This window comes from Deinococcus aquatilis DSM 23025, assembly GCF_000378445.1.
GTDB lineage: Bacteria > Deinococcota > Deinococci > Deinococcales > Deinococcaceae > Deinococcus > Deinococcus aquatilis.
Window position 1 is genome coordinate 1 of record NZ_KB899767.1, and the last position, 15363, is coordinate 15363.

At 59.2% G+C, this 15363-nt stretch carries 12 protein-coding genes and 4 pseudogenes; 6 read left to right on the forward strand and 10 right to left on the reverse strand.

Annotated features, from left to right (window positions below; all coding sequences use genetic code 11):
* The first annotated feature begins 537 nt into the window (after positions 1 to 537).
* The 3 genes and pseudogenes from F561_RS26625 to F561_RS0123150 form a co-directional block, all read left to right on the forward strand.
* The gene (locus F561_RS26625; RefSeq protein ID WP_019012342.1) at positions 538 to 1020 is read left to right on the forward strand and encodes a transposase; all 483 of its coding nucleotides are present in this window, start codon (positions 538 to 540) and stop codon (positions 1018 to 1020) included.
* Between the two features lie 83 nt (positions 1021 to 1103).
* The gene (locus F561_RS29310; protein ID WP_157452129.1) at positions 1104 to 1619 is read left to right on the forward strand and encodes a hypothetical protein; all 516 of its coding nucleotides are present in this window, start codon (positions 1104 to 1106) and stop codon (positions 1617 to 1619) included.
* 1 nt (position 1620) lies between these two features.
* Positions 1621 to 2172, forward strand: a pseudogene (locus F561_RS0123150) (IS630 family transposase); the annotation flags it as partial.
* A gap of 517 nt (positions 2173 to 2689) precedes the next feature.
* Here F561_RS0123150 and F561_RS26630 read toward each other — a convergent pair.
* The 6 genes and pseudogenes from F561_RS26630 to F561_RS0123190 all read right to left on the reverse strand — a co-directional run bounded on the left by F561_RS26630 (position 2690) and on the right by F561_RS0123190 (position 8435).
* A pseudogene (locus F561_RS26630) lies at positions 2690 to 4030 on the reverse strand (peptidoglycan D,D-transpeptidase FtsI family protein).
* On the reverse strand, positions 4021 to 4248 hold the full coding sequence (locus F561_RS0123160; protein WP_157452131.1) for a hypothetical protein: 228 nt from the start codon (positions 4246 to 4248) through the stop codon (positions 4021 to 4023). The pseudogene F561_RS26630 and the gene F561_RS0123160 overlap by 10 nt, the downstream one beginning before the upstream one ends.
* Before the next feature lie 30 nt (positions 4249 to 4278).
* Positions 4279 to 5082, reverse strand: a complete 804-nt coding sequence (locus F561_RS0123165; RefSeq protein ID WP_019012348.1) for an IS3 family transposase — start codon at positions 5080 to 5082, stop codon at positions 4279 to 4281.
* A 38-nt stretch (positions 5083 to 5120) separates the two neighbouring features.
* Complete coding sequence (locus F561_RS0123170; RefSeq protein WP_019012349.1) at positions 5121 to 5390, reverse strand: transposase; 270 nt, start codon at positions 5388 to 5390, stop codon at positions 5121 to 5123.
* Positions 5391 to 6312: 922 nt separating this feature from the next.
* Positions 6313 to 7356 (reverse strand): peptidase C39 family protein, encoded by a 1044-nt coding sequence (locus F561_RS0123180; protein WP_019012350.1) that lies wholly within the window; start codon positions 7354 to 7356, stop codon positions 6313 to 6315.
* Between the two features lie 779 nt (positions 7357 to 8135).
* Positions 8136 to 8435 carry a transposase gene (locus F561_RS0123190; RefSeq protein WP_019012352.1) on the reverse strand — a complete coding sequence of 100 codons (300 nt, stop codon included), beginning with the start codon at positions 8433 to 8435 and terminating at the stop codon, positions 8136 to 8138.
* 59 nt (positions 8436 to 8494) lie between these two features.
* Between F561_RS0123190 and F561_RS30645 the strand changes: the two genes are divergently transcribed.
* Entirely contained in the window at positions 8495 to 8704 is a 210-nt protein-coding gene (locus tag F561_RS30645) for an integrase core domain-containing protein (RefSeq protein WP_083922621.1), read from the forward strand.
* A gap of 9 nt (positions 8705 to 8713) precedes the next feature.
* Here the strand turns inward: F561_RS30645 and F561_RS30395 are convergent, their stop codons facing one another.
* Positions 8714 to 9136: a helix-turn-helix domain-containing protein gene (locus F561_RS30395; protein WP_342662302.1), complete on the reverse strand. Its 423-nt coding sequence runs from the start codon at positions 9134 to 9136 to the stop codon at positions 8714 to 8716.
* Positions 9030 to 9362, reverse strand: a pseudogene (locus F561_RS30205) (IS4 family transposase); the annotation flags it as partial. The gene F561_RS30395 and the pseudogene F561_RS30205, both read right to left, overlap by 107 nt.
* Before the next feature lie 262 nt (positions 9363 to 9624).
* On the opposite strand from F561_RS30205, the gene F561_RS0123205 reads away from it, so the two are divergent.
* Positions 9625 to 11799, forward strand: coding sequence for a recombinase family protein (locus F561_RS0123205; RefSeq protein ID WP_019012355.1), 2175 nt, complete (start codon positions 9625 to 9627; stop codon positions 11797 to 11799).
* An 11-nt stretch (positions 11800 to 11810) separates the two neighbouring features.
* Here the strand turns inward: F561_RS0123205 and F561_RS28345 are convergent.
* Positions 11811 to 12593 (reverse strand): annotated as a pseudogene (locus F561_RS28345) (transposase); the annotation flags it as partial.
* Between the two features lie 203 nt (positions 12594 to 12796).
* On the reverse strand, positions 12797 to 14131 hold the full coding sequence (locus F561_RS0123215) for a glycoside hydrolase family protein (protein ID WP_019012357.1): 1335 nt from the start codon (positions 14129 to 14131) through the stop codon (positions 12797 to 12799).
* A gap of 491 nt (positions 14132 to 14622) precedes the next feature.
* Here F561_RS0123215 and F561_RS0123220 point away from each other — a divergent pair.
* Positions 14623 to 15363, forward strand: a 741-nt coding sequence (locus F561_RS0123220) for a DUF5693 family protein (RefSeq protein ID WP_342662303.1), incomplete at its 3' end; no start/stop codon positions are given.

Sequence of the window (15363 nt, forward strand, 5' to 3'; positions counted from 1 at the left end):
AAGATTGGAAACAGTCGACTGAGACGGGCGTTCTATCTCTCGGCTGTTACAGTGTCCCGGCTTAAAAACTAGGTGGGAGACTATTATCGGCGGCTTGTCGGAGCTGGGAAGCCGAAGAAGGTGGCTCTGATTGCCCTGGCACGTAAGATTCTCCGCACGAGTTTCGCCGTCCTGAAATCAGCGAAACCCTTTGACCCAGGCTACCAACGCCCCCAGATCGCCTCTTGACAGCGCCGTTCCAACACAGTATTTGATGTCTTAGCGTTTATCGGGCGAGAACGCTTTGCGTTCCACCGCACTGTCCCAGAAATCCATACCCTGTTATCGCAACAGCAAGTGGAGATCAGCCAGCGTCAAGTCACTCATCTGATCGCCCGGTACGAGGAATTGCTCGCGTCCAAACTGATGCATCCGGATCACTGGCAGGCCAAGTTACAACAGCAAGGTCGAGTGATCCTGAGCTTGGATGGGTTACAGCCTGATGTCGGTCACGACGTGCTGTGACTGATCCGGGAGGTGCTGTCAGGAGAAATCCTGTTGGCTCGTCCCCTGGTGACGAGTTCGGAAGATGACCTCGCGGCGCTGCTGACGGAAGTCAAAGAGGCGCTCGGTGAGCGCCTCCCGGTCGTTGGCGTCATCAGCGATGGACAGCGAGCGATTCGCCTGGCGATCCAACGGGTCTTTCCAGGGGTTCCTCATCAGTTGTGTCAGTTCCATTCGTTGCGAGAGGCCGCCCGGCCTCTCCTGGACGTCGACCGTCATGCCAAAGTACAACTGAAAAAGCGTCTACGAGGGATCAAAAAGATTGAATCCGCTCTGGAAGCGCGTCAAGACCCTCAGGTGCGAGTGTTGCTGAACTACGCGCTCACCGTCAGAAGCGCCCTGACGGATGACGGTCGTCCGCCACTGGTCGCCAGTGGCTTGCGGCTCCAAGAGCGAATCCAGCACATTCACGACTCATTGGAGCGCCTTGAAGAGACGCCCCAGAAAAAAGGGGGGGTCAAACCGATCAAGACCTGAGTCGTCTAAAACGACATCTTCAGCAAGCGCTTCAAGAAGAGGGTCAACCTTGGGAAGCCCTCAGCCAAGCGCACAACTCCGTGATGCGTATCGCACAAGTCCTCCAAAATTCCGGTGAAGACGAGGCGCACGTCGTCCAGCAGCAGTTTCAACGCGTGCTCTTCTCCGTGCAACGTCAGCAACAGAGTCTGCCTGAAGTCTCGAGTGCGCTGGCGCACTTCATCAAGATCTTGACGGCTCAACAGGACTGGCTCTTTCATTGCTACCGTGTGCCGGGGTTGCCCCGAACAAACAATGCCCTCGAACAGTATTTTGGCTCGGCCAAGCGCTATGAACGCCGCATCAGCGGCCAGAAATCAGCTTCGCCAAGTCTGGTCATTCGTGGGCACGTTCGTCTGCTCGCCGCCGCGGCGACCAGGAAAAGCACGATCCTCCCGCAAGACCTTCAGCCGACGAAGGTAGAGCAGTGGCGTGCAGTACGTCGAGAACTGGAACGCCGTCACGAAACCCGCCGACTGCAGTCACGGTTTCGGCGAAGTCCCCAGACTTGCCTCGCACAACTTGAGGCAGACTGGGACAAGCTGATTTTGCCACCGTAGAAAAAAAACGCGGGTCGCCGCCGAACGCCATGAGGAACTGCGCCAGCAGTTCCTGAATGACCTGAAGCCCTACCTTCAGACACCGGCCCGGCTGGTGTTTCTGGATGAAAGTGGCTTCAATACAGCGATGACTCGGGGGTATGGTCGCGCGCACCGGACACGGCGCGCGGTCTGTTCGGTGCCCCGCAACTGGGGACGGAATCAAACGCTCGTGTGCGCGTTGCAGGCCAGTGGTCCTTTTGCCCCACTGATCTTGGAGGGCGCGGTGAACGGCGTGAGTTTCGAGTGGTACGTCCGAGAACTCCTGTGCCCAGCCTTCACCCCTGGACAAGTGGTGGTGCTGGACAACCTCTCGGCACATCACCGTGCGTCCGTTCGGACGCACATTGAAGCCAGGGGGTGTGTCGTGCTGTTCTTGCCCCCCTATAGCCCTGACTTCAATCCCATCGAACAGATGTTTTCCAAAGTCAAAGCCCGCGTTCGCGCGGGTGAGTGGCGAGAAGTTCCAGCACTGCTTCAGGGGATTTCGGATGCCCTTGATGCCGTTTCTTGACGAGATGTCTTTGGCTGGTTCACTCACGTCTTCCCTGACATTTTCTTATGTCAAATGCTCTAAAGCAGCCTGGGGTGTCAGCTCCATCCGTGGGGCCAGTAGCGTGTTCGTTGGCGCACGTGGATCAGCCTGAGTTGACCTGTTCGGTGTGACGGCCAGCAGAACGCAGGTTGAGTGGGGCTGGTCGACCACGGCTGGGTTGAACGGGGTTAGAGTGTGATGGGTGGGTTTCACCACTTGACCTTGGTCAGTTGGATCTCCGCTGTCTGGCTGGCCCTTAGGCGCCGCAGCACGCTTGACGGTCTTTGGACACACTTCCCATCAGTCCGTGAGTTGGCGCATACCCCTAAAGTCACGGGCATGCGCGCCTCGCCTGTCAGCGTCGCCGCCACCCGACAAGACATTCAGAAGCACGCTTCTCAACCATGAGCATCCCTTCACGGTAGGACTGGCGCGTGTCTCATCTGTGATTGCCAGAAGCCCAGTGAAGGCAGCACGTCCAGCGGAGCGCTTACTGCTAGGGTTTCTTGTCAGGTACGGTGGGAGCAGAAGCCCATTCAGAAAGGATGCCGGAAGCCAATTCACGGTAGATGGGCGCTGCCAACTGCGAGCCTTGAAAGTTAATCTTGGCTCCACGGACCATCACGGTTACCGTGACGCGGGGGGCATCGGCGGGGAAAAACCCCGCAAACACACTGTCGAATACGCTGTTCGAGTATTTGCGGTCGACGACGACCTGAGCCGTTCCGGTTTTGCCTGCCAACGCATACCCCTGGATGCCTGCCGCATTAAAAATCCCGTCTTCAATCACTGCTTGCAGCAGGACGCGCATGGTTTTGGCGGTTTCAGGCCGCAGGACTTCACGCCGCTCGCCTGCACCTGTGCCTTCGACCAAACGGGGGGAGATATACAGGCCGTCGTTGGCCAGCACATTGAAGGCAGCGGCCAGTTGCAGCGTGGTGCTGCTCATGCCCTGCCCAAAGGCATTGGTGGCCCGCACCAGGTCGTCCCAGTTGCGCAGGGGTTGCAAGCGGCCCGTCGCCGTAGAGACCACTGGAATCGACACGTCTTCCCCAAAGCCGTACTGCCCCAAGTACCCACGCAAGTTTGCGGCCGGGAAATGCTCCACGATCTGGCTCATGCCGACGTTGCTGCTGTACCGTAGGATTTGCTTGGTGGTCAATTGTTTGGGGTGCGCCACCGCATCGCCGATGGTGCTGCCCCAGCGTCCGCCGACGTACCGGCGCATCGGCGTATCGTAGGTGCTTGTGGGCGTCGTGAGCCCTTCATTCAGAGCCGCACCGACAACCAAGCCTTTGATGGTCGACCCCGGCTCGAACACGTCCAAGAATGGGCGGTTGCGGCGGGCATTGGGGCTGGAGGTGCGCCAATCGTTGGGATCGAACGGCGGATAACTGGCGGCGGCCAACACCCGGCCCGTCCGGGTTTCCATGACCACGACCGAACCATATTCGCCTTGATGCTTCGTAACGCCGCGCGCCAACGCCGCTTCAGCATTGGCCTGCGTCCGGGGATTAAGCGTCAGCTTCAGGTCGTTCCCAGCTTCCAAAGAACGGTTATAGGCGGCCTCCAGCCCCTCCAGCCCCTCCGTACTGCCCATCATGCCCACGACTTGTCCCGCCAAGATACCCTGCGGATAGACCCGTTTACCCCCAACACTGCGGGCCAGAATCGACCCATCGGCAGCCACGATGGAGCCGCGCGACTATACCAGTGTGCGCTTGATACTTTGCGGTAGTCCCCACTGGAGCTGGGCATAAGCCCAGACCAACGACAGGAACACGACGAGAGCCAGCACGCGCATCACACGGGCGCGGTTGTGAATCTTTATTTCCATGGTCTTCTCACCTCCGGACTGGTTTGGGGCGCAGGATCCGCAGGCGTGACGCCTGCACCCACCAGGAGCGCCGCCATATCGCGGTCATTGCCTCCCAACACGGTCAGTCCCGCCCGCGCTGTCTCATGTCCCCACTCCAGCACCATGATGCCTTGGTTGATGCCGTACACCGTCGTGCTGGCTTGTAGGAATACCCTCTGGCCCTGGGCTGGCCCCAATGTTTGGACGACTTCGAGTAGAGACTCGGCTCAACTACAGGGTACTGGATGCGAAGCCGATTGGGCCAGCCAGGTGGCAGCAAACTCGTCTGGCGTTTGGTAACCGATCGGAGAATGGGGCCTGTGAGCGTTATAAAACGCTCGCCAGCCTTCGATCAAGATACGGGCGTGCTGTGCGGAATAAAAAACTTCTTGGGTCAAGCATTCTTCTCGCAAACGGGAGTGGAAACTTTCGGCAAAGCCGTTCTGCCAGGGTTTGCCCGGTTCTATGAACCGGGTGCTGACCTCCTGCACGGCCAACCAAATGCCCAAATCACGGGCAATGAATTCTGAGCCGTTGTCGCTGCGCAGGAAGGTCGGGGCACCTCTTTCTTTGATGACTTCGTCTAGGATGACTTTCACGTCTATAGACGTGAAAGTCTCTGCAATGTGGATGGCGAGCGATTGCCGGGTGAATTCATCCATGAGTGTCAAGATTTTGAGGGTGGTGCCTCCAAGTGTTTGGTCAAAAATGAAATCGTACGTCCAGACGTGATTGGGGCATTCCGCGGTCATCGGGATGGTGTTGCCGGTGCGGATCTTCCGGCTGGGCTTTTTCTTGATCGTCAGCTGCTCTTCCCGCCAAATTCGTCTCACCCTCTTCTTGTTGATCTTGTTGCCTTCTTTGACGAGCAGCGCGTGAATAAATCGGGAACCACGTCTTGGATGTTGTCCCGCCAGTTCGTGAATCCGACGACGGAGTTCACTGTCCTGGCGCGGTTTGGGCCGGTAATGCCACGAGGATTTGGATAAGCCCACCAAGAAGCAAGCCCGAACGGGTTTGACCCGCTGCATGATCAGTTCCTGTACCAGAGCGCGTTTCTCGGTGGTTGTTATCGCTTTTTTGCCAACACCTCCTTGACCGCCTCGATCTCGAGGCGCTGCTGGCCGACGATCCGCAACAGACGCGCGTTTTCTTTCTCCAAGTGTCGCAGCCGCTTGGCTTCATCGGGTGTGGTGTCGCCGTACTTCTTTTTCCACGTGCAGTACGACGCTGGACTGCATCCGAAGGCCCGGCACAACTCTAGGGTGGGCTGTTGACCTTTCTTGGCGTCTTGGAGCAACTTAATGATCTGCTCTTCGGTGAACTGCTTCTGTTTCATGACGTCTCCTCGCCTTCCACCCTGACAAATCAGGGCTGAAATGGCGAGCCTTCGTCTCTACTTCGCCTCGTCCAGTTTTTGGGGGGCACTCCAAGACGCTGCGGGCCCGCATCCTGACTGCGTTTCCACCCCTGCACCAACTTTGACTCAGGACCGAGAATCGAGGGTCACGTCACACTACCCTGGCCCGCAGAGCGATGTGGCCGCCCATCGAGTGCCCCCACATGCCGATGCGAGCATCGTTCACGCGCTTGAACGTTTTCAGAGACGAAAAGGCGTTGAGCACGTCTACCGTGTATTCCGGTGATCAGTACGAGGTGCCCGCCGGTTGGCCTTGGGAACGGCCGTGCCCGCACTAATCGGGTTTCAACACGACAAATCCAACTCGCGCAACGGCATCGACGTGAGCGGCATAACGCTCTGTCGTTCGGGACTGCTGAAGCCGTGGTTAAAAACGATCGCGGGCCAGCCGCCTGCAGGCGGGGTGCCATTTGGGACGGTCAGCAGCGCACTGATCCGCAGTCCATCAGACTGATCAGAGACACCGCTCCGCTGATCAGTACGCCCGGAGGCCAGCTCCTGCGGGGGCGTCAGCACACTGTTGGGGTAGGACTGGGCCTGCATGCTTTTGATATCGAGAGAGGCGCATTTTGAATCATTTTGGCTTCTCCCACTGCGCGACTGACCTAGGTCATAGACAGCAGCAGCGCTTTCAGGACGTTCGACATCGCGCGACACCGGTGAGGTCGAACAGCCGAAACATCAGTTGGAATGATCGGAGCAAGACTCGGACCTGCTCGGAAGGGGAAGAGTCGGAACAAGTGCTGGAGTTGGATCCTCAGTCGGGGCGGCAACGTTCATGTTGCCTCCAGTGGGTTCTTGTCCGGCCGCATGAGAGGACAAGGTGCCCCGCCGTGCAGGCTCAACTTCTAGGCGTGATGACATAGGTCATGCCTCCGGCATGATTGAGCCACAAACGTTCAAACACGGCGCGGGGGTAGGTTCGGCGAACACTGACATCACTTTTTGCGGCGGGATCGTTCACCACAGGATTGCCCTGCGCATCGAACCCGACGAGCACCATCAGGTGTCCATCTGACCAGGAAAGAGGAGCGCCCGGCAGCTCACCAGCCCGGAAGCGCACGCTGAGTACAAGGGGAACACCGCGCTGCAAGAACACCTCGGCATCCCGCAGGCTCCCGAGGCGAGTGACAAACGCCTGCATCCCCCGGGTTGCCGCGTAGGCCATGTTGAAGGGCCAATTCCCGAAGCCGTCATAAACTGAGTCGTAGGTTGCTTGTGCGGCGTCAGGCACCCGGACTGACTTACCCCAGAAGCCGAGCAGCATGCTGACGCTCGTCGGGCTGCACCACACCTCACCTCCAGGGTAGATCATTTGTGACAGGCCAGGAACGGTCAAGGTTTTGTTCCAGACCAGTGGACGACCAGCCCGGCCCTGCTCCTGGAACCGCAAGGCCGTATCCGAGGTATTGAAGGACAGCAGCGAGACGTGTTGCCCGGCTTCCACGGCGGCCCGGTACTGAAAAGCCGTGCTCCGGTACGGCAGGGTCAGCACATCAGTGTTCACCGTGCCGTCCCCCGTCTTGACCACTGGAGCGCTCTGACGTTTTCCCGCCGCGCGCCAGACGCCAAAGTTGAAGTAGGGCGTCCACTGGCCATTGGGCCGACGAACGCGCACCTCCAGAGTGAAAGGAGCGCCCACGGCTCCAAGAACATTCCAGCTCGGAATCAGCTCGTTGAAGGGCGGAACGGTGATGGGCGCACTCTCCAGGCGACCACCCTGAAGCGTGGGGAGAGGCTGCCACGTGCCCGTAACACTGGCCTGCGTCTGTGCCGCTTGAATCGCGGCCACCGGGAGGCCGAAGCTGGTCTGCTGGGCGTAAGGCACCGCCTGGGCCAGGGGGGAAAGGAGGAGAGCAGCACAGGTGATCCAAAGCAGTTTCACGGCTATCAACCTTAGCGCACTGTGTTTCTGTGATGTGAAGAAGGAGGTCGACGCCAGAAGCACGGCATGACCCTGGAGCATCGGCTCATCTCGCCCTTGCGTGGGTTCATGCTTCAGTGGAGCGAACCTAAAGTACCGGTTCTCCACCAACAATGATCCCACTGGTTTACGCATATGGCTGTGGCAAACACAAGCTTTCAGAGGGAGAACTCCTCATTGAGCCCCGGAGAAAACATAGGGTAGTGAGTCAGTCAGCGGCATCAGAAAGGACGGAGAGCCTGTCCAAAGGGTTCAGTCCACGTCAATGCACCTGGACATGGCCCAGCCCCCGATTTCTCGGGTGAAACTGTCGAGGACGCAGGCGAGGTACACAACGCCATGCTTGACCCGAACGTCGGTGAGATCGACTTGCCAGACTGGGTTGGGTGGCTTGGGTACCACGGTTGGCAACAGATTTTCAAAACGACGTTCGCTGTGCGTCGAGTCCGTGGTGGCCTGAAACCGCCGTTTGGGACGGCAGAACAACCCTCCTGCTCGCATCACGCGTCAGACGCGCTTGTGATGGGTCGGGCGTCCCCGGCGGGCCAGTTCATGGGTGACGCGACGGTACCCGTACCCGCTCCACTTCAGCGCGATGGCCTCAATCTCTTTGGCCAGCCCAAGATCCGGGTCTACTGGTGTCCGAGCCTGCCGACCCAGATACCAAGATCGGCTGACCGCGTGCCACTCACACCAGCGACGTACCGACACCCTGGGATGCGCGACTCGCGCATCCGAAATCATTTGGTGCCGTGTTTCAAGCGGTACGTCGCCAACGATTTTTTCAGGATGGTGTTCTCCAGAGCGAGCTGACCACAGTACCGTTCCAACTCGGCCATGCGGAGTTCGTCGCTGCGATCTGTCGTGGCACCATCGCTAAAAGCAGCTTCCCCACGCGCCTCGACCTCTTTGCGCCACCGATGAATCAGGCTCGGAGCCAGTGAATGAAGGCGACTGAGATGGGCCGTGGTGTGCTGGCCGCTGTTGATCTGGCTGACCACCTCAAGTTTGAACTCGCGGTTGTGGTTTCGTCCGGGCATGGGATCTCCTTCGCAGTGCAGTCAGCGTACCCGCTGACTGGGGCGAAGTGTCTTGGCCTATGGCCCTGTCGGAGGGGATCAGTCCATACATCGAGAGTTTCAACGGGCGGGTTCGGGATGAGTGCCTGAGCCTTCATTGGTTTCAGACGCTGCCCCAGGCCCGACTGATCGTAACGGCTTGGCATCAGGACCATAGCCGAGTTCGTCCGCACAGCTCCTTGGATCGTCACTCACCTCAAACGTTTGCCCGCCTGCAGCAGGCGGGCTGAAGGAAGATTTCAGTGCAATCGGACTGGACCGACCGAGGGGGGAACCTCAAATTCACTGGCACGGCGGGTCGTCCAAGTTTCGTCCCGAAAGCCATACTGCACCGCATCCTCCCGCAGGAGAGTGCGCAACTGCTCCCCTTGCTCTACCGTGAGCCGCGAGGCTGGACCGCTAGCCACCGTGGCCTGAAGACTGCCGTTTCGTTTGAGCCGACCTTTCCAGCAGAACACGGTGTGTACCGAGACCCCGAAGTGATCGGCAATCTCCTGATTCTTGTGCATCCCGCGTGCGATCCATTCCAGTGCCGCGAGGCGACGCTCCTCGAGCTCAGCACCTGACACTTTGAGGAATTGACGTCCCAGTGGGCGGGAAAGGTGTGCTGAGGAGCTGAAGGCAGCTCCAAAAGGCGTCTCTACCCCACCGCACGGCCTCACTGAGGGCCATCCACCCGGTGCGCACCTGACTGCGGATGGCTCGCCCCCGATTGTCAGACCTCGTCGAGGTCTGCGGCTGATCTTCCGCCCCGACTCGGGCCATCCAGGCCAAGGCAATGCACAGCAACCCGAACAGCCTCGAAATCCGGTCGGCGGCGGTCATATGCGTGGCTTCCAGGTTCAGTCCCCTTGATTTGAGGGCCGAGAACGCACACTCCACGTCCCAACACCAGTACCGCTGTAAAGCTGGAAGCCACTCGGCCTATCATTGGGTTGGACAGCCTCGTTCGGCTCGCTCGCTTTATCCACCGCAGCGGAGCTGCGGCTCTTGTAGAGGACGGTCACCTATGCCCGGATCGAATCTCCCCCCCCGTCGACCCTCTGGCTGAGCCTTTCTCCAGCACGTCAGCAACGCCTGCTCCAGGTGTTGGTTCGGTTGCTGGAACGGCAATTACAGACCACCACACCGGAAAAGACGCAGGAGCCTCATGACCGCGTCCATTGAAGTGCGACGTCATCACAAGATCGAGGTGAACCACCTCGACCGGCTGGCCATCGTTTACGTGCGCCAATCCACGCTGGCCCAACTTCAGCAGCATCAGGAATCGACCCGTCTCCAGTACGCGCTCGTCCATCACGCCGCCACTCTGGGCTGGGCTCCAGAACGCGTGCTGGTCATTGATGATGACCAGGGAAAATCTGGAACGAGCGCCGCGGGCCGTCCGGGCTTCACCCGCCTGGTGACCGAGGTGAGCCTCGGTCACGTTGGGTTGATTCTCGGCATTGAGATGAGCCGCCTGGCCCGCTCGAACCGCGACTGGCACCACCTACTGGAGGTCTGTGCCCTATTCCAAACCTTGATTGGAGACACAGACGGGATCTACAATCCGGCCGACTACAATGATCGACTGCTCCTCGGTCTCAAAGGCACGATGAGTGAAGCAGAGCTGCATATTCTCAAGAACCGCATGCATCAGGGCAAACTCAACAAGGCCCGCCGAGGTGCGTTGGGCACACCGACGCCGAGCGGCTATCTCCGGGATGTGTACGGCCAGATTCAGATGGATCCGGATGAGCAGGTACAACAGGTGATCCGGTTGATCTTCCGTAAATTTGAGGCATTGGGCACCCTGCATGCCGTACTCCACTACCTGGTGGAGGAACAGATTCAGCTGGGCGTCCGCGAGCGGACGCGCGCTGGTGGGGGCCTCTTGACGTGGCGCCGACCCAACCGGATGACCCTGCAGAATCTGCTGCACAATCCGATGTACGCGGGAGTGTATGCGTACGGCCGACGGCAGGTCGACCCCAAGAAAAAGCTGGCTGGACGAAGCTCGACCGGACGGGTGACACTGCCGCCGAGCCAGTGGCATGTGTTGCTGAAAGAGCATGTGCCCGCGTACATCAGTTGGGAGCAGTACCAACAGAATGTCGCTCGTATGGCCGCCAACCGCAATATCGCATCGTTGTCGGGTGCCCCGAAACGGGGCACTGGGCTGCTCAGTGGTCTGCTGAGGTGCGGACACTGTGGGCACCGGATGGTGGTTTCCTACCACACCGCACTCGGTGGATCAGCGTTGCGTTACAACTGCATCCGACAGGTGTCGGATTACGCAGGTTCACCCTGTTTCAGCTGTACAGGTGCGGTGGTCGACGACTGGGTGACGGCTCAGTTGCTTGAGGCCTTGACGCCAGTCAGTGTGGCCCTCTCCCTTGAAGCACAGTCCGCGCTAAATCGGGATCGTGAAGCTTTGGATCAGCACTGGCACGCTCGCTTGGAACGGGCGCAGTATGAGGCAGAGCGTGCTGCCCGTCAGTATCGGGGAGTGGAGCCCGAACACCGTCTCGTCGCGCGTTCCCTAGAACGCGCTTGGGAGCAGGCATTAGAGGCTGAGCGAACCTTGAAAGAGGAGTACGAGCGACACGTTCATCTGCGCCCACGGCAGTTGACCCCAGCCGAGATCCTTCAGGTACAGACCCTGTCAACGGCCTTGCCCGCACTCTGGTCTGCGTCGACCACAACGATGCAGGATCGCAAGGAGATCCTGCGCCTGGTCGTCAAACAGATCACGCTCTGGGGCGCAGTCAATGATGAGCGAATGGACGTGCGCATCGAATGGCAGGGGGGAAATGTGACAGCAGGTCAACTGATTCGGCCCGTCGCCCGGCTCGATCAGGTCAGTACATATGCGGAGCTATGTGCACGGGTCGAAGCGGGGGTGACACAGGAAAAAACGGCACTGGAGATGGCTGACGAACTCAATGCAGCCGGGCTGCGTCCACCCAAACGTCGAACCACTTGGAATGCGGCCCAAGTTCGGAGTCTGGCTCAACGTCTGGGCCTTCAGTTTTCAAAGGGCACAGATGGACGTGCCGTCCCTTCAAGGCGTCCCCCGCGGGCGGGGGACTGGTGGACGCTGGATGGATTGGCACAGATGCTGAACATGCCGGTCGTAACGTTGTACGGCTGGCTGCACCGAGACATCGTGAAGGGAGAACAACTGAAACAAGGAGGAACCTGGCGAATCTGGGCGGATGATGCGGAGGTCAGGCGACTCCAAGTCTTGAGAGCTGAACCCATCGGCGCTCGGCAACATCGGCAATGGGTCAGTAAAGCCACTTCAATGTTGGAAGAACCGGAGGTTCGAGATGTATCACCGTAATCGAGTTGGCCCGTCTCGATGCCCCACCTGAGCCTGTACGTGTGAAGAACGTCCCTGACAGGCAAATCCGAAGCGACGATCACCCTGTCCCCCACAGGGGACAGGGTGATGACCACATGCATCCAACCACCGTATACCCAGGTTCGCTCAAAGAGCGTCCGCGCTTCACCGGGTTTCAGGTGGGTGAACAGGTCACGGACAAGTTCATCTTCAATCCGGGTGTTTTCCCGAATACGCAGACATTGCCGGATCTGTTTCCAGCGCAGGAAACGGCACCATTCTTGCCCGATGAACTCTCGGTCGGCGATCAAGACCGCCCAGCGTTTCGCAGGCAGCACTTTGAGCAGTCGAGCCACCAACAGAATGCGGGCTGCGGTGCAGCTGTTCCCTTGGTGAGGGAGGACTTTCCACACCAGCGGGATCACGGCGCCCCCGAGGAGGGCGCCCAAGACAAGAATATTGAGAGGGGTCTGACCGTAATGCCAGGTCGTGCGGTCCATCACCAAGGTGAGTTTACCGTCGGGGAGCAAGGGAAGCAGGACGTCACAGACGTCCTGCGGGGTGAGCTGGGCGTCGTGAAACACCCGTGCCACGACGCGAGTTTTGGACTCCAGAGTCGCGTCTCGGGGCAGATGGAGAGCGATCTTGCGATGGAGAGTGGATTCGGCCTGGAGAAGTGCCAAGAGCACTTCAGCCAGCCGCTTCAGAGCATCCATGCGGCGGTGCGGGAGACGGGCTTTCAGATGGACGGCCAGCGTGTCAGCCTGCAGTCGGGCGGTTTCGGAACTCGTCACAGATTCTGATATCGCCCTTTGTCGTATTAAATGGCGTCGTAGACGCCATTTCTATCAAAGTGTCAGGTGCTGAGCTCCTCGAGTTGAGCACGGGAAGAACGGGGAGGTTGCCAGCCAGACATACTCTAAGAAGATCAATGCTAAGCCGCACCGTGATCAATAACTGCACCTGTAATACTAGGGCTGTCATTCACTGACACTTCTCATTCCAATGTTGGGCGGTCAACTCTGACACCTGTTTCTCCGTTTCCATAAGTCGCTTTGCGGGCATGGGCGTGGGTACGGGCGAGCTTCTGCACGGTAGCGGCGGCGGCGCCATCCTGTTGGCTGGACGCAAAGATAGGCAGGATGAGCGCTGTACTCTGCGTGGGCAATACCGCTCGCCACTCGCGGATGAGCTCCTGGTAGGCCTGGCCTACCGGCCGGATGTTGCGGTCGAGGTCATACAGCCCCAGCGGATTGACAGTGCCGTTATTTTCGCGCAGGGCGGAGTCCCAGTCCACCTGATCGATGAGCGAGTACCAAGTGAACCCCACAATAGGCAACCCGTCGTTGCGCACTCGCAGCACGTTGGCCCACTGCTTGCGCAACCACTGCACCGCCTCGTCCCCGTTCGGTCCCTGGTGGAGGTTTGTCTCGGTATGCATCACCGGCAGAGCATACCGACCGTAATACTGACCCGTGATCACCGAGTAACCGTAGATCTCCCCCGAAGCCTGTGTCCTCCCGTCAGACTGCACGAGATGTTCGTTGGTCACATAATAGTCGTTGCCCATGATGCAGTGGTGCTTGAGCGTATTGTCAAGAAAGAAGTGGTACTCCTCCCGCGTCATGCCATTGTCGAGCAGATACTCGTACATATCGCTGGAGACGCGGTGGCCGTAATTCAGGTCAAGCGACAGAAAACGCACTTGGTTCAGGAACTCGGCCTGACCGATGGCGCGGGGGTTCTCGGCATGAAAGTACTCGCTGGACTCGCTCTGCACGAAAAGCGCGTCAGGCCGGACCTGCAAGATGGCATGCATGGCGAGCACGTTCGCCCGGACGATGTGCTTCAATGCCGTAACGAAGGCCGTGTCCGTCGTCATCTGCTCGTTCCACCACCCATACTTGGCAGAGAACAGCGCGCAGACATACATCTCGTTCACCGGCGTGTAGAGCTGCACCCATGGAAACCGAAGCGCGAAGTCCTGCGCGTAGCGAGCGAACTGCTCAGGAAAGTCCGGATTCTGGAACGTCCCGATCCAGTCGGGTACCCCGAAGTGGCACAGGTCGGTGATGGGCGTGAGCGCGCGCCGCCGCAGATCCCCAAAAGTCTCGTCGGCGAAGCTCCAATCGTAGCGCCCGGGCCCCAGCCAAGTCTTGTGAATGGGCGGGCCGTAACGCAGGTACTCAATGCCCAACTCCTGCACGAGGTCGAAATCCTTGTCCCAGAGCTGATAGTGGCGGGTTTTTTCCATCTCGTCCTGTCGAAAGCGCCCATTCTGGACCGTGGGGTAAGAGTTCTCGATGCCGGTAGCAAACATGAAATAGAGCATGGTGGATTCTCCTGGAGAGTCAGCCTACCGCGATGGCCAGAGTTCCAGGCGCGGTCGTTCGATCGGGACGTCAGCCAACTCACGAAAAAGGTAGCGGTCAGGAGCGGGGCCTCAGTAAGGAGGGTTGTGTTGCCCTATTGATCGTCCGTGGTCTGCACCCGGTGAAGAGCTCAGGGCCTGTGTTCATCCCTCATCTCAATCGATCCAAGATCCAAAAAACAACGTGTTTCTGGCGCTGCTACAGTCACTCAACGGACGACCATGAACCTAACAACGGAGGTAGAGGCCGTGTTCATCCGTGGGGTCAATCAAGCCAAGCTGCGAAGAACAACGTGTTTCTGGTGACATCAAGCCAACTCAACGGGCTACCAATAGTCCTACATCATCCGATAGAGGGACGATTCACTGGGCTGGCGGAAGGTAAGCTGGCCCGTTTTGCTGCCTTGTCTCCACCGTATCCCTTGCCCCCTTCCCACTTTAGGATGTGCCCTGTGACTGATCCGAACTCTGCGTCCCGTTCTCTGTCTGCTGCGCCCGGCGGCCCACCCGTGCCTGCGCCCACCCGCCACCGCCTCGCGCCCCTGCTGCTGGGCCTGATTCTGCTCTCGCTGATTCCGGCCTTCATCCTGGCCTACCAGCGCGTCACCTTCGAACAGTCCAAGAAAACCACGTCGTATGTGATGGACTACCCGAATCTGGTGTCTCAGGCGCAGCGGTACGGACAAGACCCACAGGCGCTGCTGGACCGCTACAAGGCGTTGGGTCTGAATGGTGTGGCCGTGTACGAAGACACCATCGGCAGCCTGCAACAGCGCGGCGAGGTGTACTTTCAGGACGGCTCCGATCTAGCTGTGCAGTTCCCCGGTCAGGGCGCGGTGCCCCAGAAGTCCTACCTGCGTTCTCTGAAGCCCGGTGTGGCCGAAAGCCTGCCTGCCCGCTACACCATTCCCACCCGGTTGGTACAGATCGGCGGTTATCAGTGGGTGGAATGGGCCACCGATCCACGCTTTTTGCCCGCTGGCCCCAATACTGCGCTGATCAATGACCTCAAGGCGCAGGGCATGACCCTGGTGTACCGCCCCTACGGAGACGACGCCGTGCGCGAACCCGGAGCCGATTGGCCCGACGTGCCGTTTATCTCCTTTCCCAGCACCGAAGTGATTGGCGCACGCAGCCCCGAACTGCTGGAAAAGATCAATGAACGCATGGGCAAGCGCATTCCGGCCCTGATC